This is a genomic window from Rhodopseudomonas sp. P2A-2r, assembly GCF_026015985.1.
Taxonomy (GTDB): domain Bacteria; phylum Pseudomonadota; class Alphaproteobacteria; order Rhizobiales; family Xanthobacteraceae; genus Tardiphaga.
In genome coordinates this window covers 5,438,406-5,459,691 of sequence record NZ_CP110389.1, presented here as the reverse complement: position 1 = coordinate 5,459,691, position 21,286 = coordinate 5,438,406, and the positions used below count along the sequence as shown (strand labels likewise).

The following is a 21,286-nucleotide window of genomic DNA, read 5'->3' as shown; positions in this document are numbered from 1 at the left end:
CCCGCGAAAGCGGGGCATCCAGTAGACACAAGTATCGCGTAAATCACTGACGCCGCCGGATACTGGATCGCCCGCTTTCGCGGGCGATGACAGCTGAGTTTGCGGCGCGAAAAATTCATCTCCGCCCGAACAGTTTCTCGATATCCGCCAGCTTGAGCTCCACATAGGTAGGGCGGCCGTGGTTGCACTGGCCGGAGTTCGGCGTGTCTTCCATTTCGCGCAGCAGCGCGTTCATTTCCTCGGGCCGCAGCCGGCGGCCGGAGCGCACCGAGCCGTGGCAGGCCATGGTGGCGGCGACGTGCATCAGCCGGCGCTCCAGTGGCAAAGCTTCATCCCATTCCGCCATGTGCTCGGCGAGATCGCGCAGCAGCGCGCCGGCATTGGTCTTGCCGAGCAGCGACGGTGTCTCGCGCACCGCGATGGCGCCGGGGCCGAAGGAGTCGATGGCGAGGCCGAACGACGCCAGTTCCTCGGCGCGGTCGACCAGCTTCTCCACGGTGCTCTCGTCCATCTCGACGATCTCCGGAATCAGCAGCAATTGCCGCTGCACGCCGTTGCGAGCGATCGAGGCCTTGAGCTTCTCGTAGACGATGCGCTCGTGGGCGGCATGCTGGTCGACCACGATCATGCCGTCGCGGGTCTGCGCGACGATGTAGTTCTCGTGGATCTGCGCCCGCGCGGCGCCCAGCGGCCGGTCGATCTGGTCTGGATCGGGGGCCACCTCGAAGCGCACATCGGCGGAGGGGCCGCCGACATCGAAGGCGGCCTGGCCGGGTTCGGCAAGGGCCGCGCTGCCATCGAACGATGGCATCGGGCCTGTCGCATAGTTGGCCGGATAAGACGGCGACGCCCGCCAGTCCCAGTTGGTTGCCGGGCGCGGCGGAAAATTCGGCGCGAAGTTGGGGCGGAACGAGGCCAGCACCGCGCCGTCGCTGTTGGCGGCGGTGCGACGCCCCTCGCGGGCGAGGCCTTCCTTCAGCGCGTGCACGATCAGTCCACGCACCAGCCCGGCATTGCGGAAGCGCACCTCGGTCTTGGCCGGATGCACATTGGCGTCGACCTCCTGCGGGTCCAGCGTCACGAACAGCGCCACCACCGGATGCCTGTCGCGCGGCAGATAATCGGAATAGGCGGCGCGCACCGCGCCGATGATCAGCTTGTCGCGCACCGGCCGGCCGTTGACGAACAGATACTGGCCGAGCGCATTGGCGCGGGTCAGCGAGGGTGCTGCGGCAAAGCCTTGCACCACCACGCCTTCGCGCTCGGAGCGGACCTCGATGGCGCTGAGGCGAAACTCGGCGCCGAGGATATCGCCGAGCCTTGTCAGTTGGCCCGCGGGGCCGGGCAGTGCCGCCGCCCAGGTCACCGGTGCGCGCTCTTCGCCGGCCATGGAGAAGGCGATGTCCGGCCGCGCCATGGCAAGGCGGCGGATGACCTCGCGGATCGCTTCGGCCTCGGTGCGGTCGGTCTTGAGGAATTTCAGCCGCGCCGGCGTCGCATAGAAGAGATCGCTGACCTCGACGCGGGTGCCCTTGGTCAGCGCGGCCGGCACGATGGGTGCCTTGACGCCGCCCTCGACGCTCATCGACCAGGCATGCGGCTCGCCGGCGTGGCGCGTCGTGATCCCGAGCCGGGCCACCGCGCCGATCGACGGCAGCGCTTCGCCGCGAAAGCCCAGCGTGCGGATCGCCAGCAGGTCCTCGTCGTCGAGCTTCGAGGTGGCGTGGCGGTCGACCGCTAGCGTCAGATCGGCATGGGTCATGCCCCCGCCATCGTCGGTGATGGCGATCTTTCGCCGGCCGCCGCCGTCGGTGAAGATGTCGATGCGGCTCGAGCCGGCGTCGATGGCGTTCTCGACCAGTTCCTTGACCACGCTGGCCGGGCGCTCCACCACCTCGCCGGCGGCGATGCGGTTGACGATCATTTCGGGCAGCTGGCGGACGGGCATGGCGCGACTCTGGGGGCGGGCGCCCAATTTAGGCGGTTTTACCGGGCTGCGGGAGGGGCAGGCAGGATCTCTCCCCGCTGTTATCGCGCCGAGTTCCGTTCCCCGGACGTGGTGCAGCGCGTCCAGAACACGGACACAGCGAATTTATTGTGACGGCGCGCCGCCCGGTATATCGTTTGGAAAAGCTCTAAAAAACACGGGAAAAACGCCATGTGCACGCTGTTCGCCCATCAGCCGTCGCGCGACTACGAATCGCAAACCCGCTCCTTGCGGATCGGCGGCCATTCCACCTCGATCCGGCTGGAAATGTCGTTCTGGGACACGCTGGAGGAGATTGCCGCGCAGCAGGGCCTCAGCCTGGCGAAGTTCTGCACCACCTTGCACGACGAGGTGCTCGATCATCGCGGCGAGGTCAGCAATTTTGCCTCGCTGCTGCGCTGTTCCTGCCTGATCTACCGCTCGCGCGCGGCGTCGGCCGCTGTCGGCGCCTTCGACGCCACCCAGATGCTGGACGCAGCGGAGTAGGGGCGACGGTTTCAATCGTGTCCCGGACGCGGTGCAGCGTTCTTACGCTGCTCCGCAGATCCGGGACCTTACCAAGCTCGGAGCCTGAGGCGGTCCCGGATCTGCAGTGCACTACGCCGCCGAGAGGCGTCGCATTGCACTGCGTCCGGGACACGAGTCCCATGAGCTATGTTCGCTCCCTCAAATATCCTTCTTCTGCATCGCGCCGGCGATGTGGTCGGCCTGGCGGATCGCCAGTGCGACGATAGTCAGGGTCGGGTTGCACGCCGCGCCCGATGTGAACTGGCTGCCGTCGGAGACGAATAGGTTCTTGATGTCGTGGGTCTGGCCGAACTTGTTGACCACGCCGTCCCGCGCCTTAGCACTCATGCGGTTGGTGCCCATGTTGTGCGTGCTCGGATAGGGCGTGGTCGGATAGGTGACGGTGGCGCCGATCGCCTCATAGACCGCCGCGCCCTGTCGGTAGGCGTGGTCGCGCATGGCGATGTCGTTGGGGTGGTCGTCGTAATGCACGCTGGCGACCGGCATGCCGAACTTGTCCTTGGCCTTGGGATCCAGCGTGATGCGGTTGGTTTCCTGCGCCATGTCCTCGCCGACCAGCCACATCCCGGCCATCCGCGGATATTGCTCCATGGCGCTGGTGAACGGCCGACCCCAGGCGCCGGGATTGAGGAACGCCGCCATGAACGGCAGGCCGAGCGACAACGTCTCCATCTCGTAACCGCCGAGGAAGCCGCGTGACGGATCATGCCGCGCCTCGTCGCGGATGATGCCGGCCATGGTGGTGCCGCGATACATGTGCACCGACTTCTCGAATGCCGCATAGACGCTGCCGGTCATGTGCCGCATGTAGTTGCGGCCGACCTGGCCGGAGGAGTTGGCAAGGCCGTCGCTGAAGGTGCTAGAGGCGCTGTTGAGCAGCAGGCGCGGGCTCTCGATCGAATTGCCGGCCACCGCGATGATGCGGGCCTTCTGGCGCTGCGTCTTGCCGGCATCGTCGGCATAGACCACTGCGGTGACCTTGCCGGAGGCGTCGTGCTCGATCTTCAGCGCCATGCAGCCCGGTCGCACTTCGAGATTGCCGGTGGCTTCGCCCTTCGGGATTTCGGTGTACAGCGTCGACCACTTGGCGCCGGACTTGCAACCCTGGAAGCAGAAGCCAATCTGCTGGCACGAGCCGCGCCCGTCGCGCGGCTCGCTGTTGATTGCCATGCGGCCGGTATGGACCTCCTTGTAGCCGACCTTCTTAGCGCCGGCTTCCATGACCTTGTAGTTGTTGTTGCCGGGCAGGCCGGGGATGTTGTTGGTGCGCGTCACGCCCATCTTGTTCTCGGCGCGGGCATACCACGGCTCCAGCTCGGCGAGCGTGATCGGCCAGTCCAGCAGGTTGGCGCCGGGCACGTTGCCATAGACGCTGCGGGTGCGGAATTCATGCTCGTCGAAGCGCAGCGACGCGCCGGCCCAGTGCACAGTGGAGCCGCCGACCGACTTGACGATCCAGGCCGGCAGGTTGGCGAAGTCTTTTGCGACGCGCCACGAGCCCGAAGTGGTGCGCATGTCGGTCCAGGCGAGCTGCGTGAAGCTCTCCCATTCGTTGTTGACGAAGTCCTGGATTTCGTTGCGCGCGCCGGCCTCCAGGATCACCACCTTGATGCCCTTCTGCGCCAGTTCATTGCCGAGCGTGCCGCCGCCGGCGCCGGAGCCGACGATCACCACCACGCCATCGTCATTGAGATCGAATTTAGCCATGCTGTATCCTCCCAACCTTTGTTGCGCGATGTCGTTCAGGCCTTCGGCAGCCAGTCGATGTCGTTGAAGCCGCGCTTGATGTAGCCGCCATGCTCGGCCGAGGAGCCCTCGTAGCCGAATTTCGGCCACAGCTGCTCCTGGTTGTAGAGCGACACCACGAGGTCGCCGCGCAACGTCTTGAAGAACGCGGTCTGTTCGATGCCCTGCAGCAGCACGACGCGATCGGCCTCCCACGGCACCTGTGCATAGGCGACCTTGTGGCGGTCCTTGGCGTCGGCATCGAGCCGGCGCACGCCGTCTTCCAGCATCGCCTTGACGGCAGGATCGGCGGCGGCCTTGCCATCCCACGGCTTGATGGCGGTGATGTAGTAGCTGTCGCCGAGGAAATCGTGCGGATAGATATCGCGCGCCACTTTGACCATGGTTTTCAGGGTCGCGGGCGCCAGCGCGGTGGCGTCGGCGGCCCAGGCATCCTCGATGCCGGCGGCGCCGATCGCGGCGGCTACGGGCACTGCGGTCGCTGCGCCCTGAAGAAAGATCCGGCGGCTGTACTGGCTGCGTCGATCAACTTCTCTCATATGATCCTCCCTGAAAGTATTTTTATAATCTTGGTCGTTGAGCTGCTATCCGAAACGTCCGCCCTTCTCGATCACCTCGATCTTGTAGCCATCTGGATCGGTGGCGAAGAAGAACCGCGCCATCGTGCGGCCGTCATGCTTGAAATCGCGCAGCGGTCCCGGCGACAGCTTTTCACGTTCGAAGCGCGCGTGCTCCGCATCGACGTCGTCGACGACGACGGCGAGATGGCCGTAGCCGTCGCCGATCACATAGGGCTCCTTGCGGTCGAAATTCACGGTCAGTTCCAGCTCGAACGGCGAGGAGGGGTGGCGCAGATAGATCAGCGCGAAGTCGGGCCATGCCAGTCGCTCGGCGATTTCAAGCCCGAAGGCGCGGGCGTAAAAATCCAGCGCACGGGCTTCGTCGAGCACGCGGATCATCGAATGCACAGGCTTGGCCATTCAGTTCAGTCCCTTGAGATAGTTGATGACGGCGGCGCGAATCTCCGGCTTCGACTGGCGGTAGGCCATGTTGCTGCCGGCGACGACCGCCTGCGGATTGGTGAGCCAGGCATCGAGCCGGCTTTCGTCCCAGACGAAATGCGCCTGCGCCAGCCCCGCCGAATAGCGAAAGCCGTCCTGCTTGCCGGCCTCGCGGCCGATCACGCTCGCCAGCGACGGTCCCTGGCGCGGCGGGTCGGCCAGATTCGTGGTATGACATGTGGCGCATTGCTGCTTGAACAAAGCGGCGTCATCGAGCGGCTTGGCGGATGGCAGCGCCATCTGCGCGACGGCCATGTCGATCGACAGCAGAGCGCTGCAAAATGCCAGTGTCGTCGGAACAATCGTTCGCCGCATCATGCTCACCGTTCATTGCAGCAAGCTTAGGTCGCGTCATCCGGCCAGTGGTAGTAGCCGGCTGTTGTGAGCAGAACAAAGCGAAACTGCAGGGAGCGGGCGCGGCAGTGAGACCCGGATCGGCACCGGGCTTTGCCGCATATAAGACGGAGCCCCACAAAACCATCGCGAAATGACCGCTCTGTCTCTCAATTGCGGACACAGCCGGCGGCTTCCATGGCCATGCGTCCCCGCGACAGACGTTCGTGCGTGACGGTGCCGTAACATGCGGGCGGCGCAACCATCCGCGGCACCATTCATCGCGCGACATTCCAGGAGAAGCGAATGAAGATTGTAAAAACTTCGGCGATCGCACTCACCCTCTCGGCCATGCTGGCCGGCCCGGTTCTGGCGCAGGGCGCCGCATCGGGGACACATACCGGCGGAACCGTGCAGCAGGGCGGCGCGATGCAGCGCGGCGGCGCGGCGGGAGGCGCCGACACTGAACTCAATGCCGCGACGCCCGGCGGCAAGGCGGGCGCAGGCGCGGCCACCAAGGGCACGGTCGGCTCCGGCAATGGCGGCATGGCCCGCGGCACCGCCGGCGCCACCGGCAGTGCAGCTCCCAACGCCGCGCCCAACGGGTTGGGAGCCGGCGATCCCGCCGCAGGGACCAAACGATAGCAGGTCGCGATCATGCTCTAACAATCGCGCGCGGTCGGGCCGCGCGCGTCTCAACGGCTCTCCCGCAAGGGAGGGCCGCTTTCGTCTGTGAGGATCAGTCGTCAAACCCGCCGGAGCCGCGCTTCGATTTGACGTCGCTGCGGCGCTTCTTGCCTTCGAGGCGGCGGGTCTTGGAGCCCAAGGTCGGCTTGGTCGGCCGCCGGGTGACCGGCCGGAATGCCGCCTCGGCCAGCAGTTCGGTGAGCCGCTCGATCGCGTCGGCCTTGTTGCGCTCCTGGGTGCGGAAGCGCTGGGCGTGGATCACGATCACGCCGTCCTTGGTCATGCGCTGCCCGGCGGCCACGCGCAGCCGGATCGCCATATCCTCGGGGATATTCAGCCGCTTGGAGTCGAAGCGCAGTTGCGCCGCGGTGGAGACCTTGTTGACGTTCTGCCCGCCCGGACCGGAGGCGCGCACGAACGTCACCTCGATGTCGTTCTCGTCGATGGACAGGTTTCGCGCAATTCGCAGCATGGGTCACCGGCGCACTCCCGGGATGGGAATCGACGGGAGCAGGATAGCGGAGTTTCGAATTGTTTGCGCCAAGCAGCAGGGGCGTTCCCCGGATGCTGTGCAACGCGCTGCACTTGCAGCGTGGTGCGCCGCTGATCCAGGGGCCCCGGTATCGCTTCAAAGAAAGCGGGATCCCGGATCTGCGGAGCAGCGTTTCGGCCGATGCTGCGCATCGTCGCTCACGCCGCACCGCGTCCGGGAAACCAGCCGGCGCCAGTCCGCCTCAGTTCGCCTTCGGTGCCGGGGCCACCGGCTCTGCCGCTGCGGCCTGGGCGCGGCCGACGCTGACGGTGAGCAGGCCATCGCTCCACAGCCGCTTCGCTGCGGCCTTGGCCTGGTCGAGGGTGACGGCATCGACGATGGCGTTGCGCTTGTCGATATAGTCGATGGGCAGCTTGTCGAGCTGGTACTGCAGCAGCGCGGACGCGAGCTTCGAGGAGGTGTCGAGCGCCAGCATCTGCGAGCCCTTGAGATAGGACTTTGCCTCGTCGAGCTCCTGCTGCGTCGGACCTTCCTCGGCCATCCGCTTCACTTCGCGGTTGATGGTGTCGACGGTCTCGGTGGCGCGGTCGGCGCGGGTCGCGGTGTTGCCGATGAAGATGCCGGAATGCGCCATCCACAGCAGCGAGCCGTAGACGGAATAGACCAGGCCGCGCTTCTCGCGCACCTCGTGATACAGCCGCGACGACAGCGTGCCGCCGCCGAGAATGTGGTTGACGATATAGGCGGCCATGAAGTTGGGGTCGTCGCGCTTTAGGCCCGGGCTGCCGAAGGTCACCACGGTCTGCGGCACGTCGAGCGCGATCGACACGCGCTGCGGCGGTTTGGCGGCGACGATGTCCGGCACTGCAGTGAGTTCGGCCTTGGCCGGCAGCCCGCCAAAGGTCTGGTCGAGCAGCTTGCCCAGCGTGGCGGCGTCGATATCGCCGACCACGGCGACGCGCAGCGTGTCCTTGGCCACGACGCGGCGCTTGTAGTCCCTGATGTCGTCGACAGTGATGGTCGGCACGCTGGTCAGGGTGCCGCCGGGCTGGCGGCCATAGGGATGCTCGCCGAACGCCACTTCGAGGAATTTGCGGCTGGCCAGCGAGCCGGGAGTGGAGCTCTCGCGGCGCAGGCCGGACATGATCTGGGCGCGGATGCGCTCGACATCGGGGGCATCGAAGCGCGGCACGGAGAGCGACAGCCGCAGCAGGTCGAAGGCCTCGTCGCGGTTCTCGGTCAGCATGCGCAGCGAGCCGCGCAGGTAATCGCGGTTGGCGCTGTAGCTGAGCTCGATGGCGCGGCGCTCGAGCCGCTCGTGGAAGGTCTTGGAATCCAGATCGCCGGCGCCCTCATCCATCAGGCTGGCGACCATGTTGCTGACCCCCGGCTTGCCGGCGGGGTCCTGGGTGGCGCCGCCGCCGAAGGCGTATTCCATGGCGATCAGCGGCACGGTGGCGTCCTGCACGAACCACGCCTGGATGCCGCCCGGCGACACCAGGTGCTGGATCTTCGCGGCAGCCTGCGACGGCGTGGCCGGGAACAGGGTTCCGAGCGCGAGGCCGGTGGCGGCGATCAGCGCAACGCGACGGGTGAGATGGATGCTGTGCTTCACGACCGCTTCTCCTCGCGCTTCGGCGCGGTGGTGTCCTTGACCAGATAGCCGGTAACCGAGCGCTTCTTGTCGAGCCATTTTTCGGCTGCGGCGCGCACCTGTTCGGCGGTGACGGCGCGGATGCGATCCGGCCAGGCGCGGATGTCGTCGACGGTGAGGCCGGTGGTCAGCGCCGCGCCGTACCAGCGCGCCAGCGTCGCCTGGTTGTCCTGCGCATAGACGGCCTCGGCAATCAGCTGCGTTTTGACGCGCTCCAGATCCGCCGACGGCGCCGGGTTCACCGCCATGCCTGATATTACCGCGTCCATCGCCTTTTCCACGTCGGCGAATTCGACGCCTGGCTTGGGCGATGCCGAGATCATGAACTGCGCACTGTCCAGCGCCGTGCCCTGATAGCCGGCGCCGGCGTTGACCGCGAGCGGCTTGTCGATCACCAGCGCACGATAGAGGTAGGAGTTGCTGCCGCCACCCATCAGCTGCGCCAGCACGTCGAGCGCCGCACTTTCACCCTTCGCCGCGGTGGTGGCCGACGGCACCAGGTAGGAGCGCCGCAGGCTGGTCTGTTCGACGCGCGGGTCGGCCAGCGTCACGGTGCGCGGACCTGCAGGTGTCGGCTCCTGCGGACGGATGCGATGCGCCGGGATCGACGGCTGCGGCGCGACCGCGCCGAAGGTACGCTCGGCCAGCGGGCGGACCTCGGTGGCGTCGACGTCGCCGGCAATCACCAGCGTGGCGTTGTTGGGCGCGTAGAAGCGCTTGTAGAAGGCCAGTGCGTCCTCGCGGTCGAGCTTCTCGATCTCCGAGTGCCAGCCGATCACCGGGCGTCCGTAGGGATGGTTGAGATAGAGCGCGGCCATGATCTGCTCGGACAGACGCGCATCCGGGCTGTTGGCGACGCGCATGTTGTATTCTTCCAGCACGACGTCGCGCTCCGGCAGCACGTTCTCGTCCTTGAGCACGAGGCCGGACATGCGGTCGGCCTCGAACTCCATCATCTTGCCGAGCTGGTCCTTGGTGACGCGCTGGAAGTAGCCGGTGTAGTCGGTGGAGGTGAAGGCGTTCTCGCTGCCACCGACGCGCTGCACCGTCTGCGAGAACTCGCCGGCCGGGTGTTTCGCGGTGCCCTTGAACATCAGGTGTTCGAGAAAATGCGCGAGGCCGGACTTGCCGGCGGTCTCGTCGGCCGAGCCGACCTTGTACCAGACCATCTGCGTCACCACCGGGGTGCGATGATCGGGGATCACCACCACCTGCATGCCGTTGCCGAGGGTGAAGGTGGTGGGTCGCTCCGAAGTCACGGTCTGGGCGCTCGCGCCGGCGATCGGGGTCAGCAGCAGTGCCAGCGTGGCGAAGGATCGCAAGGCGAGTCGGGATGATGGTGACATGGCGGGGCTAGCAGCTCCTCGGCGCAGTTTCGCGATCTCGCCGCACGCATTCGCGCGCGCAAGCCGATCGCCATGAAATGATTAAAGGGGAGAGTGGCGCAACGGCGCCGCGCTCAATACTTGCCCGTCATCGGGTTGATGTCGGCCGAATTGCGCATGACTTCCTTCGGCCCGGTACCATAGGCGTAGTTGGGCGAAGGGGTCTGGTAGCCGACCGGAGGCTGCGTCAGCTCGCCGCGTGACGGCTCGCCCTTGAACTCCGCGGTCTCGCTCTTGTTGCCGCCGCCGAACATGTTCTTGAACATGCCGCCTTCATAGCCAAGCTGCTTCGGACTCAGCACGATGTTCTTGTTGGGGTCGCCCGGAGAGCTGACGTCGTTGGCCGTCGATGTCCTGCGCACACGCTTCGGGGCCATCTCGGCCGGGGTCAGCGGGCGCGCGGAAGTGAGCGCGGTTTCGCCTGGCGCGTATTTATCGTTAGCGCCGGCAGCCGCGGCCTTGCGCGCGGCAACGTCGGGATCCTTCGGCCAGTTCGGCACCTGAAGCTTGGCCGAGCTGTCGGGCGGCGGCAGGTCGATCTTGGGCGGCACCACCAGCGGCGAGCGCTCGCGATAATCGATGCCCTGGTTCTCCATGTTCGTGCCGCCGAGGCCGCTCATGATATTCTTGATGACCTTGTCTTCGAAGCTGGTCTGGTCTTCCTCGTCGTCCTGGGCGCGGGCCATCCCGGTGGACAACACACAGCCGAGTGCGAGGGTGACGGCGGCCAGCCGCGCGGTGCGCTGCAGCGCACCCGATGAGATCCGCAACCTCCAACCGTTCTGTTCGGTCTCGCGCATCGCGTTCATCCTGTTCAGTTTTCCGGCGGGGCGCCGACCGGCAGCTCCGCTTGTGCGGTATCGCCCCGCACCCGTCCGTATCTGCCGTGATCAGGGCGCTTTTGCGGCGGGTGTCCCGAAGAACGAGTCATACAGCAGGGCCGCAACCCCGGCAACGATGGCGCAGTCGGCAAGGTTAAACACGTACCAGTTCCAGGTTTTTCCCGAGATCTGGACGTGCAGCAGGGCGAAGTCGACCACCGCGCCCCAGGCGAAGCGGTCGATGCCGTTGCCGATGGCGCCGCCGATGATCAGCCCCAGCGCCACGGTGGCCAGCCGGGTGGTCGATTTCGCCATCCAGATCGCCAGCACCACGATCGCCACCGCCTTGACCGCCACCAGCACGGTCTGGCCGGTGGCGCCGGATTCGGCGAACCAGCCGTAGCTGATGCCGGTATTCCAGGCCAGCACTAGGTCCAGGAACGGCGTCACCGTCACCGCGCCGCGGCGGCCGAGGTCGAACACGAACAGCAGCCAGAGTTTCGAGGCTTGGTCGAGGATCAGGGCAGCGACCGCGGCGAGGATGCCGGAGCGGAGCAGGGGGTCACACGGACACCCCCAGCGCCTTCCATTCGCGCAGCGCCTGGGCGTCGCGCGGGGTGACGTCGGGATATTCGGCGTCTTCGCCCACCGTCGGCAGGATCTTCCACGACCGCGCGCATTTGGTGCCGATCGCCTTCTCCACCACCACGGCGACGCCGGAGACGTCGTTGAGGGTGAAGGCGCCGGCCGGCGCGTCGTCATTGGTCATCATGGCGTTGGACGTGATGAACACCTCGGCGAGATCGATATCGGCGAGGATGCCGAATGTCGCCTTGTCGGACACATACAGCAGCGGCGAGGCCTCCAGCGACGAGCCGATGTTCTTGGCGGCGCGTTCGACCTCCAGCGCGCCGGTGACCACGCGGCGGACGTTGCGGATGATCTCCCACTTCGCGGCCAGCGCGTCGTCGCGATACTGGCCGAGGCCTTCGGGAAATACCGTCAGATGCACCGAGGGCTCGGCATCGGGCCTGTACATCCGCCAGGCTTCTTCCGCAGTGAAGGACAGGATCGGCGCCAGCCACTTCAGGATCGCATTGCACAGCATGTCGATCGCCGTCAGCGCCGCCTTGCGCGTCACCGATGACGGCGCGTCGCAATACAGCGTGTCCTTGCGGATGTCGAAATAGAACGCCGACAGTTCGGTGTTCATGAAGGTCGACAGCGAGGCTACGACGGTCTTGTAGTCGAACGTCTCGTAAGCCTTGCGCACGATGGCGTCCTGCTCGGCCAGTGCGTGCAGCATCAGTCTTTCCAGCTCGGGCATCTCGTCGAACGCAACGGCGTCGGCCGGCTTGAAGTGAGCCAGCGTCCCGAGCATCCAGCGAACGGAATTGCGTAGCTTGCGATAGGTCTCGATGGTGGTCTTGAGGATTTCCGGGCCGATGCGCTGGTCGTCGGCGTAGTCGGTGGCGCAGACCCAGAGGCGCAGGATGTCGGCGCCGGATTGCGCGATCACCTTCTGCGGCTCGACGGTGTTGCCGACCGACTTCGACATCTTGCGGCCGTTCTCGTCGAGGGTGAAGCCGTGGGTCAGCACGATGTCGTAGGGCGCGCGGCCGCGGGTGCCGCAGCTTTCCAGCAGCGACGACTGGAACCAGCCGCGATGCTGGTCGGAGCCTTCCAGATACATCACGGTGTCGTCGCCGCCGTCGACCTTGCGGTGGATGCCCGCGAGGCCCGGGAAGTTCTGCCGGTCTTCGAGCACGAAGGCGTGAGTGGAGCCGGAGTCGAACCAGACGTCGCAGATGTCGTCGACCTTTCTCCATTCCTCCTTGGCGCGCTCGCCGAGGAAGCGCTCGCGCGCGCCTTCGGCATACCAGGCGTCGGCGCCCTCGCTCATGAAGGCTTCCGCGATCCGCAGATTGACGGTCTCGTCGATCAGGATCTCGGCGGAGCCGTCGCCCTTCTCGCGCACGAACACCGCGATCGGCACGCCCCAGGCGCGCTGCCGCGAGATCACCCAGTCCGGCTTGGTGTTGATCATGCCGTTGATGCGGTTCTGCCCGGCCGCCGGCACCCATTGCGTGACCTTGATGGCCTCGAGCGCGCGATGGCGCAGGGTGTCGCCCGGTTTCGCCTTGCCGTCGTCGACGATGTCCTTGTCCATCGCGATGAACCATTGCGGCGTGTTGCGATAGATCACCGGCTTCTTGGAGCGCCAGGAATGCGGATACTGATGCTTCAGCCGCGAGCGGGCCAGCAGCATGCCGGCCTCCATCAGCGCCTTGATCACCGCCTCGTTGGCGTCGCCCTTTTCGCCCTTGTCGTTGATCACCCGCTTGCCGGTGAAGCCCGGCGCCTGCGCGGTGAGCGCGCCATTCTCGTCGACCGTGTAGGGGATAACAGAACTGATGCCACGCGCCTCGAGCGCGCGCGCATTTGCATCCAGATATCGAAATCCTCGCGGCCGTGGCCGGGCGCGGTGTGCACGAAGCCGGTACCGGTATCGTCGGTGACATGGTCGCCGTCGAGCAGGGGGACGGTGAACTCATAGCCGCCGGCAAAGCCCGCCAGCGGATGGCGGACTTCCAGCGCGTCAAGGATCCCGGAGTCGACATCGCCGCTCTTTTCATATGCGGTGACGCGGGCCTGCTTGAACACGCTCTCGGCCAGCGCGTCGGCAAGGATCAGCAGTTCGCCGGGCTTCACCCAGTTGTCGTCCGGCGCCTCGGTGACCTTGTAGAGGCCGTAGGCGATCTTGTTGGAGAAGGAGATGGCGCGGTTGCCGGGCAGCGTCCATGGCGTGGTGGTCCAGATCACCACCGACGCCTTGGCGAGCCTGCCGAACTCCGCCTTGACTGGAAACTTCACCCACACCGTATCCGACGTATAGTCCTCGTACTCCACTTCGGCTTCCGCGAGCGCGGTCTTTTCCACCACGCTCCACATCACCGGCTTGGAGCCGCGATACAGCGTGCCGTTGGCCGCGAACTTCATCAACTCGCGGGCGATCTGCGCTTCCGCGAAGTAATCCATGGTGGCGTAGCGGTGGTCCCAGTCGCCGATGATGCCGAGCCGCTTGAACTCGGTGCGCTGCACGTCGAGCCACTTGCCGGCATAGGCCCGGCACTCCTTGCGGAAGGCGATCATCGCCGCCGCGTCCTTGAAGTCCGGCTTCGGCTTGCCCTTGGAGCGGTAGTTCTCTTCCTCGATCTTCCATTCGATCGGCAGGCCATGGCAGTCCCAGCCCGGCACGTAGTTGGAATCGAAGCCGAGCATCTGCTGGCTCTTGGTCACCACGTCCTTGAGGATCTTGTTGAGCGCGTGGCCGATATGGATGTTGCCGTTGGCATAGGGCGGGCCGTCATGCAGCACGAATTTCGGCTTGCCCTTCGACTGCTTCCGCAGGCTGCCGTAGAGGTCGATCTCCTGCCAGCGCTCGAGCACTTTCGGCTCGGCCTGTGGCAGGCCGGCGCGCATTGGAAACTCGGTCTGCGGCAGGTACAGGGTCTTGGAATAGTCGGTGGTCTCGGGTTTCGCTGAAGTGTCGGACATGAAGGCTCTGGCTCGGCTAAATGGCGCGGAAACGCGTGGGGGACGCGATGAACGGCAACGATCCCGGTCTTGCGCCGAGCAATGCTCAGGCGGAAGCCGGGCCGATAATGCGGATGATGGGGCGCCGTGCAGACATCCCGCACTCAATAGCAGCCGGCGGGGGAAGCGCAAAGGCTTGGGAGGGCTTGGGCAGCAGTCTGGGAGGGCCCTGGAGCCGTCATCCCCGCCGAAACGCAATTGCGCTTCGGCGGGAGGTGCCGAGCGCAGCGAAGGCCTCGAAGGACGACGGCGGGCCGCTCGGACGGCGCCGAACAGCATCCTTCGAGGCTGGCCGAAGACGGCGAGCGCCTCAGGATGACGGTTGAGTTTGTTTCAAAACCTTGGCCGGATTGCCGCCGACAATCGCCCCCGGGGCGACATCCCTTGTCACCACGCTGCCGGCGCCGATCACCGCGCCATCGCCGATGGTCACGCCGGGGACGATAATGGCGCCGCCGCCGATCCAGACATCGGCGCCGATGCTGACCGGGCGGCCGAATTCGAGGCCCTCGGCCCGGGTTTTGGCGTCGCGCGGGTGGTCGGCGGCATAGATCTGCACCGCCGGCCCGATCTGGGTGCGGTCGCCGATGGACACCGTGACGACGTCCAGGATCACGCAATTGAAGTTCAGGAACACCCCGTCGCCGAGGCGGATATTGTAGCCGTAATCGCAAAAGAACGGCGGGCGGATCACGCAGTCATTGCCGACCGCTCCGAAATGCGCCTTCAGCAGCGCCAGCCGCTCCTTGACCGGCCGGTCGAGCACGGCGTTGTAGGCGGCCAGCCAGGCCTTGTTGGCCTTCTCGTCGGCGCTCAGCTCGGGCGAGCCGGGACGATACAGCTCGCCGGCCAGCATTTTCTGTTTCTCGGTCCTGCTCATCCCACCACTCCCAGCTTCGGAAATGCATCCGGGGCCGCTGCCAGTGCGGCGCGGGCTTTTGCGCTGTCGTCGTTCATCTGGCGGATCAGCGGCTCGATGCCGTCGAATTTCAGCTCGTCGCGGATGAAGGCGATGAAGGCCACATCCAGCGTGGTGCCGTAGAGGTCGCCGGCAAAATCGAACAGGAAGACCTCCAGCAGCGGTGCGCCGTTGTCGAAGGTGGGACGGCGGCCGAAGCTGGCGACGCCGTCGAAGCGCTCGGAGCCGCGGCCGACCCGCACCGCATAGATGCCGTGCTTCAGGCCGCAACTGGCGGGCAGGCGGATATTGGCGGTGGGATAGCCGAGATCACGGCCGAGTTTCTTGCCGTGGATCACCTCGCCGGTGACGAACCAGGGCCCGTCGAGCATCCGGGTGGCCTCGGCGAGCTCACCCTCGGCCAGCGCCATGCGGATGGCGGTGGACGACACCGGGCGCTCGTCAATGTCGATATGCGGCTGCACGTCGACCTCGATGCCCAGCCGCGGCGCCTCGGCAACCAGCAAGGCGGGGGAACCGACCCGGCCCTTGCCGAAATGGAAGTCGTAGCCCACCGCGATGCCGCCGATGCCGAGCCGGCCGATCAGGTCATGGTGAATGAAGTCTTGCGCGGTGGTGCCGGCACGGCCCTTGTCGAAGGTCATTACCACCGCCCCGGCGAGGCCGGTGCCCGCCAGCAGCCGCAGCTTGGTGGTCTCGTCGGTCAGCCGGAATTGCGGCGTGTTGGGGCTGAAATAGCTGCGCGGATGCGGCTCGAAGGTCACCGCCAGCGCCGTTGTCTTATGCAGCTTCGACATTTCCAGCGCGGCCTGGATGACCGCGCGATGGCCAAGATGGACGCCGTCGAAATTTCCCATCGCCACCACGCATCCCCGGGGGATGGCGGCGGCTGGCGTGGTGTCGCGGATGACGCAAAAGCTTGATGTCATGATGGGATTCGGGATCATTGCGGCGGGCGCGGGACCGTGGCGCACTGCCGGCCGGGAAGTCAAGCCGGCGCAGATCTTGGGGTTGTTCGAGTTTTAGGTATTGGTTGCCGGGGGCAGTTAACGCGCTGTTTAACCACAGGTGCTAATCCTTCAGCGGGCTGCGGAAGACAACTTCGCTGTCGATCCAGCGCCCGGACGTATTTGCCTCTCTGGCATCTATTCCAGTGTGTTTTGCGCGTCGTATCAGGGGGAATGAAGATGGCGGTTGATTTGTCGATGACGGTGCTGGTGGTGGACGACTATAACACCATGATCCGCATCATTCGCAATCTTCTGAAGCAGCTGGGATTCGAACACATCGACGATGCCAGCGATGGCTCGATGGCGCTCGACAAGATGCGCACCAAGAAATACGGCTTGGTGATTTCCGACTGGAACATGGAGCCGATGACGGGCTACGACCTGCTCAAGGAAGTCCGCGCCGATCCCAACCTGTCGCAGACCCCGTTCATCATGATCACCGCGGAATCCAAGACCGAGAACGTGATCGCCGCCAAGAAGGCCGGCGTGAACAACTACATCGTCAAGCCGTTCAACGCGGCGACGCTGAAGACCAAGATCGAGGCCGTGTTCCCCGACACCGTGCCGGCGTAAGGCGCCCCTTTTCCCGGACGCGCTGCGGCATTCCTACGCCGCTGCGCAGATCCGGGATCCCTGTCCAATCAAATAAAGCTGGCCCCCGGATCAGCGGCGCACCACGTCGCAAGAGCGACGCGTTGCACTGCATCCGGCGAACGCGTCTGAGCGTGCGTCGAAGCCCCGTTTCGTCGCCCTACCACTTCAATTCCCGCATCAGCGCCTTTGGCGGGGTGCCGAACAGCTCCTTCACCGCCGCAGGCTCCATCCGCTCGATGCCTTCGAACTCGCCGGCGTGAATGCCGCGGGTGATGAACAGGCAGTCGATGCCGAATGCGTGGGCGCCGGTCAGGTCGGTGCGCACGGAATCGCCGATCGCCAGCACCCGGTCGAGCGGCGTATCCAATCCACGTTTGGCCTTCGCCAGCGCCATGGCCTGGTCGTAGATCGGCCGGTGCGGCTTGCCGTAGAACACCACGTCGCCGCCGAGTTCGCGATACAGTTCGGCAATGGCGCCGGCGCAATAGATGAGGCGGTCGCCGCGCTCGACGATGATGTCGGGATTGGCGCAGACCAGCGTCAGCTTGCGCGCCAGGGCCTGCTGCATCATCTCGCGATAGTCTTCCGGCGTTTCGGTCTCGTCGTCGAACGGACCGGTGCAGACGATGTAGTCGGCCTGTTCCAGCGGCGCGAACCTGGCATCGAGCCCGCGATGGATCGAATTGTCGCGGTCCGGGCCGATCCAGTACATCGACTGGCCGAGCCGGCTGGTGACGAAATTGCGGGTCAGGTCGCCGGACGAGACGATGGCATCGTAGACATCGTCGGCGACGCCGAGTTTCCGCAATTGCCGCTGCACCGAATCCGCAGGACGCGGCGCATTGGTGATCAGGATCACCGTGCCGCCCTGCGCACGAAACGTGTGCAGCGCCTCGCAGGCCTCGGGGAACGACTCCAGGCCGTTATGAACGACGCCCCAGATATCGCTGAGCACGACATCGACGCCGGCGACGAGGTCGCGCAGCTGCGCGACAAAACGCAATGTGGTCATGAGAAGGATTGCCGATCAGTTCGGGCCCGTGGCGCGGCGCGCCAGTGCAGCATTGCCGGTGGTGCGCGGCGGCTCGGACCGGGCCGGCTCGATTCTGGGTTCTGACTTGATCTCAGGCTTGATCTCAGTTCTGGCAGGCTTGGCTGAACCATTGGTATCCTGTGGCGCGTGGGTGGACGGCTTCGCGGAGCCGCCGCCATTCGGCTGCTCCGGCCGCAGCGGACGGGGCGCCGCGAACAGAAACCCTTGCCCGAAGCGGACGTCATAGTCGAGCAGATCGATGACCGCGCGCTCGCCCTCGATACGCTCGGCGATCAGATCGATGCCGAAGCGGCCGAGCAGGTCGGACAGGTCGGCCGGATGGATGTCCGCCGTAGAACTCTGCTTCGGGTCGAGCAGCAGGGTTGCCGGTACCTTGATAAAGCGCACGCCGCGATCGGCCAGTTCGCGCGGCTCGATCCGGAGATCGGCGACATGGTCGATGGAGAAACGGTAGCCGCGCTGCGCAAGGGCTGCCAGATGCTCGCTCTCCACCGGGCCGAGGTTGCGGAAGGTGGCGTGCTTGAATTCAAGCACGAAGGACGAGGCCAGCGCACGGTTGGCCTCGAGGAAATCGATGCATTGCGCGAAGGTCTCGGCGTTGGACAGCGTCACCGAGGCGATGTTGCAGAACACGCCGACGTCCTTGTTGCGGACCATCAGCCGGCGCAGCACCTGCATGCAGCGAAGCATCACGGTGTGATCGATCTGCGCCATGACCCCGGCGGATTCCGCCGCGGCGATGAAATCGTCGGCGACGATGATCTGGTCGTTTGCGTCGCGCAGCCGGGTCACCGCCTCGTAGAAGCGCACCTTGCGCTGCGGCAGCGTCACCATCGGCTGCAGATAGATGTCGATGCGGTTCTCCGCGACTGCGGCCTTCACCGTCGCCATCAGCTGCGCATCGCTGGGTGCCGCGGCCGGGACCGTCGCGGTCGTGGCCGGCTTGTCGGCGATCACGCTGACGGTGTCTTCGGCGACAATGGCGGCTGGAGGCTGCTCGACGGCTGCGACCTTGTCGGCGGGGCTCGGCGGCGCCACCGGAATGTAGGCCGTCGGCGCCGAGACGGCGACAGCCGGCTGGGTCGCAAGCATGTCCTCGTGGTTGGCCACCGAACTGGCGAGTTGCTGGACCAGCGTGCCGAGCTCGTTGATCTCGCCGATGACAGACTGGATGCGATCCTGACCGGTGGCGTTGACGGCGGCAATCTTGCCCTCGACGGCGGCGAGACGGCGACCGAATTCCGCGATCTGGCGCGCCAGGTCGGCGGTGCCGCGCGAGAGGTCGCCGATCTGGCTGCTGGTTTCGCTGCGATCCTGCAGCCGGGTCGAGATGGCGCCGTAGAGAATCAGCAGGGTCAGCGCCGTCAGGGCGATGATCGCCGACTGCGACGCGCTGACGCCGGCCCCGGCATACAGCACCATGCCAAGCGAGGCCGCGACCAGCACCATGCAGATGGTGATGAACATCGTGGAGATGCGAATCATGACGCGCGCAACATCCTCAGGCCTGTCTCCGGGTGTCCGCGAGAAGCCATGCAGGATCGCATAAGCCCATCGCTTTCCGAAGCTTAGCATTATTGCTGATTCGGAAAGCCGCGTTGTGGCGCCGCAACCGCGCCGTGCACGGAAATCAGGCGGTGGCGCGGCCCAGCGTGTCGGCCATGGCGGCGCCGCGCGCCCCCATCGGCAGGCCCGGTCCGACGGTGGTATCCACCGCCGTCTGGTGCTCGATCTCGGAGTTCAGCTCGGCGCCGTACAGCACGATGATGGCCGACATCCACATCCACATCATCAGGCCGATCGCGGCGCCCAGCGATCCGTAGGTGGCGCTGTAGTTGCCGAAGTTGGACAGATACCACGACAGCAGCGAGGAGCCGGCAATCCACAGCAGCGCCGCGACGACGGTGCCGACGCCCAGCCACTGCCAGCGCGTTCCGGGCCGGCTCGGGCCGAAGCGATAGAGAATGCCGAGTGCCAGCAGCAGCAGCACCAGCAGCACCGGCCAGCGGGCCAGGCTGATGATGATCTTGCTGTCGTAAGCGAGGCCAATTCTGTCGAGCGTCAGCGGCAGCGCCACCACCGCGCCGACCATCAGCAGCAATGCCGCGATGGCCCCGGTGGTGAAGGCCAGCGACAGCAGGTTCAACTGGATGAAGCTGCGCTTCTCGCGCTCGCCATAGACGACGTTCAGCGCGTCGATCACCGCCTTGACGCCGGCATTGGCGCTCCACAACGCCAGTGCGAGACCGAACAGGAAGGTGAGGCCGAGGCTGGTCTGGCCGTTGCCGAGCACGCGCGCGATCTGATCCTGCACGATCTGGAACGAGCCGTCCGGCAGCATGTAGGCCAGCGTCTGCAGGTTGTCGGCGATGGTCGCGGGGTTGGCGAACAGGCCGTAGCAGGAAACCAGCGCGGTGATCGCCGGAAACACCGCGAGCAGGCCGAAGAACACCACGCCGGCGGCAATCGCCAGCAGGCGATCCTCATTGGTGCGGTCATAGGTGCGCCACAGGATGTCCTTCCAGCCGGCCGCCGGGATCTGCAGCGGCGTCTCCGAAAGCGGCCGCGGCCACGCTGGGCCAGTTCGCGGGTGAACGTCGCGGGCGGCGGCACGCCGGTATCGCCGATCTGCGGCGGCACCTCGCCGGCCGGCGGATCGGCCGGCGCCGCCGATGCGGCCGACGCCCCATACCAGCGCTGCAGGGTGAGGGCGATGAAGGCGGTGGCGGCGATCAGAACCAGGCTTTCGGCGGTGCCGGATCGTCGGGCGGGCATCAGGCGTCAGCTTCGGCCACAGGTCTCGCCATGGGCTGTCTGCCCAGCGAACGGCGCCGGGCGAGCGCCCAGCCCATCAGGGTGGCGGCCACCACCAGCCCGGCCTTGGTGGCGGTGGAGGGTTGCACCGGGGCGTGAAGGCGTTGCTGCGATGACGGGCGGAATTCGGCAGCCGGGCTCGGAGACGTCCGCAGCACGCCGGTGGCCGTATCGCGCGCGGTGTCGGCGCGGTCGGGCTGCGGGCTGGCATTGACCGCAACCCGCAGCCGGCTGCCGAGGCTGACGATCGGCCTGGTCTTCTGATTTAGCCGGCTGGCGGCCGCGGCCGCGCAAATGATCGCGAGAACGAGCAGCACCGCGGCGCTGGCGCCGAACGCCTCGAACAGGCCATAGCGCAGCTCGACCCAGCGAAACAGCGCGGCGACGCCGACCAGCAGCAGCGCGATGGCGAAGATTCCGGCCGCGGCGTAGAGGCCTGCGGCGACCCCGTAGGACACCACGGCACCCTGGCTCTGTGCCATCCGGTCGCGCGCATAGGATTCGGTGGCGCGTTTGACTCGACTGATTTTGATCGCCAGCCCCGTCCGGATCAGGGCACTTGCGAGTGGATGCATGGTCGGATTCCTCGGTTCATCAAACGGC

General features: G+C 66.0%; 19 protein-coding genes and 1 pseudogene. 3 read left to right on the top strand and 17 right to left on the bottom strand.

Features of this window, described 5'->3' with window-relative positions:
* Positions 1-115 precede the first annotated feature (115 nt).
* Entirely contained in the window at positions 116-1,948 is a 1,833-nt protein-coding gene (gene mutL, locus ONR75_RS26345) for a DNA mismatch repair endonuclease MutL (RefSeq protein WP_265079846.1), read from the bottom strand.
* A gap of 210 nt (positions 1,949-2,158) precedes the next feature.
* On the opposite strand from mutL, the gene ONR75_RS26340 reads away from it, so the two are divergent.
* Positions 2,159-2,473 carry a ribbon-helix-helix domain-containing protein gene (locus tag ONR75_RS26340; protein ID WP_265079845.1) on the top strand — a complete coding sequence of 105 codons (315 nt, stop codon included), beginning with the start codon at positions 2,159-2,161 and terminating at the stop codon, positions 2,471-2,473.
* A 180-nt stretch (positions 2,474-2,653) separates the two neighbouring features.
* On the opposite strand, the gene ONR75_RS26335 is transcribed toward ONR75_RS26340, so the two are convergent.
* The 4 genes from ONR75_RS26335 to ONR75_RS26320 are packed head-to-tail and all read right to left on the bottom strand — an operon-like array spanning position 2,654 to position 5,562.
* A complete protein-coding gene (locus tag ONR75_RS26335) occupies positions 2,654-4,222 on the bottom strand; it encodes a GMC family oxidoreductase (RefSeq protein WP_265079844.1) in 1,569 nt (522 codons plus the stop codon).
* A gap of 35 nt (positions 4,223-4,257) precedes the next feature.
* On the bottom strand, positions 4,258-4,800 hold the full coding sequence (locus tag ONR75_RS26330; protein ID WP_265079843.1) for a gluconate 2-dehydrogenase subunit 3 family protein: 543 nt from the start codon (positions 4,798-4,800) through the stop codon (positions 4,258-4,260).
* A gap of 45 nt (positions 4,801-4,845) precedes the next feature.
* Positions 4,846-5,241, bottom strand: a complete 396-nt coding sequence (locus ONR75_RS26325) for a VOC family protein (protein ID WP_265079842.1) — start codon at positions 5,239-5,241, stop codon at positions 4,846-4,848.
* Positions 5,242-5,562 carry a c-type cytochrome gene (locus ONR75_RS26320; protein ID WP_265083806.1) on the bottom strand — a complete coding sequence of 107 codons (321 nt, stop codon included), beginning with the start codon at positions 5,560-5,562 and terminating at the stop codon, positions 5,242-5,244.
* Positions 5,563-5,961: 399 nt separating this feature from the next.
* Here ONR75_RS26320 and ONR75_RS26315 point away from each other — a divergent pair, with 399 nt between their 5' ends.
* Entirely contained in the window at positions 5,962-6,300 is a 339-nt protein-coding gene (locus ONR75_RS26315; protein ID WP_265079841.1) for a hypothetical protein, read from the top strand.
* A gap of 94 nt (positions 6,301-6,394) precedes the next feature.
* On the opposite strand, the gene arfB is transcribed toward ONR75_RS26315, so the two are convergent.
* The 8 genes and pseudogenes from arfB to ONR75_RS26275 all read right to left on the bottom strand — a co-directional run bounded on the left by arfB (position 6,395) and on the right by ONR75_RS26275 (position 16,140).
* On the bottom strand, positions 6,395-6,814 hold the full coding sequence (gene arfB, locus ONR75_RS26310) for an alternative ribosome rescue aminoacyl-tRNA hydrolase ArfB (protein ID WP_265079840.1): 420 nt from the start codon (positions 6,812-6,814) through the stop codon (positions 6,395-6,397).
* A gap of 262 nt (positions 6,815-7,076) precedes the next feature.
* Positions 7,077-8,528 carry a M16 family metallopeptidase gene (locus ONR75_RS26305; RefSeq protein WP_265079839.1) on the bottom strand — a complete coding sequence of 484 codons (1,452 nt, stop codon included), beginning with the start codon at positions 8,526-8,528 and terminating at the stop codon, positions 7,077-7,079.
* A complete protein-coding gene (locus ONR75_RS26300) occupies positions 8,447-9,835 on the bottom strand; it encodes a M16 family metallopeptidase (protein ID WP_265079838.1) in 1,389 nt (462 codons plus the stop codon). The genes ONR75_RS26305 and ONR75_RS26300 overlap by 82 nt, the downstream gene beginning before the upstream one ends.
* 113 nt (positions 9,836-9,948) lie before the next feature.
* Complete coding sequence (locus ONR75_RS26295; RefSeq protein ID WP_265079837.1) at positions 9,949-10,674, bottom strand: hypothetical protein; 726 nt, start codon at positions 10,672-10,674, stop codon at positions 9,949-9,951.
* Positions 10,675-10,764: 90 nt separating this feature from the next.
* Positions 10,765-11,253, bottom strand: coding sequence for a signal peptidase II (gene lspA / locus ONR75_RS26290; protein ID WP_265083805.1), 489 nt, complete (start codon positions 11,251-11,253; stop codon positions 10,765-10,767).
* A 4-nt stretch (positions 11,254-11,257) separates the two neighbouring features.
* Positions 11,258-14,253 (bottom strand): annotated as a pseudogene (ileS, locus tag ONR75_RS26285) (isoleucine--tRNA ligase).
* A gap of 349 nt (positions 14,254-14,602) precedes the next feature.
* Positions 14,603-15,172, bottom strand: coding sequence for a sugar O-acetyltransferase (locus ONR75_RS26280; RefSeq protein WP_265079836.1), 570 nt, complete (start codon positions 15,170-15,172; stop codon positions 14,603-14,605).
* Positions 15,169-16,140, bottom strand: a complete 972-nt coding sequence (locus ONR75_RS26275) for a bifunctional riboflavin kinase/FAD synthetase (RefSeq protein WP_265079835.1) — start codon at positions 16,138-16,140, stop codon at positions 15,169-15,171. The genes ONR75_RS26280 and ONR75_RS26275 overlap by 4 nt, the downstream gene beginning before the upstream one ends.
* Before the next feature lie 258 nt (positions 16,141-16,398).
* On the opposite strand from ONR75_RS26275, the gene ONR75_RS26270 reads away from it, so the two are divergent.
* Positions 16,399-16,794 carry a response regulator gene (locus ONR75_RS26270; RefSeq protein ID WP_265079834.1) on the top strand — a complete coding sequence of 132 codons (396 nt, stop codon included), beginning with the start codon at positions 16,399-16,401 and terminating at the stop codon, positions 16,792-16,794.
* A gap of 178 nt (positions 16,795-16,972) precedes the next feature.
* Here the strand turns inward: ONR75_RS26270 and ONR75_RS26265 are convergent, their stop codons facing one another.
* From ONR75_RS26265 to ONR75_RS26250, 4 genes are all read right to left on the bottom strand, one after another.
* Positions 16,973-17,827, bottom strand: a complete 855-nt coding sequence (locus ONR75_RS26265) for a TIGR01459 family HAD-type hydrolase (RefSeq protein WP_265079833.1) — start codon at positions 17,825-17,827, stop codon at positions 16,973-16,975.
* Positions 17,828-17,842: 15 nt separating this feature from the next.
* The gene (locus tag ONR75_RS26260; RefSeq protein ID WP_265079832.1) at positions 17,843-19,354 is read right to left on the bottom strand and encodes an EAL domain-containing protein; all 1,512 of its coding nucleotides are present in this window, start codon (positions 19,352-19,354) and stop codon (positions 17,843-17,845) included.
* Positions 19,355-19,499: 145 nt separating this feature from the next.
* Positions 19,500-20,324: a YihY/virulence factor BrkB family protein gene (locus tag ONR75_RS26255; RefSeq protein WP_320109664.1), complete on the bottom strand. Its 825-nt coding sequence runs from the start codon at positions 20,322-20,324 to the stop codon at positions 19,500-19,502.
* Positions 20,325-20,643: 319 nt separating this feature from the next.
* Positions 20,644-21,258 carry a phage holin family protein gene (locus tag ONR75_RS26250; RefSeq protein WP_265079831.1) on the bottom strand — a complete coding sequence of 205 codons (615 nt, stop codon included), beginning with the start codon at positions 21,256-21,258 and terminating at the stop codon, positions 20,644-20,646.
* Between the last annotated feature and the right edge of the window lie 28 nt (positions 21,259-21,286).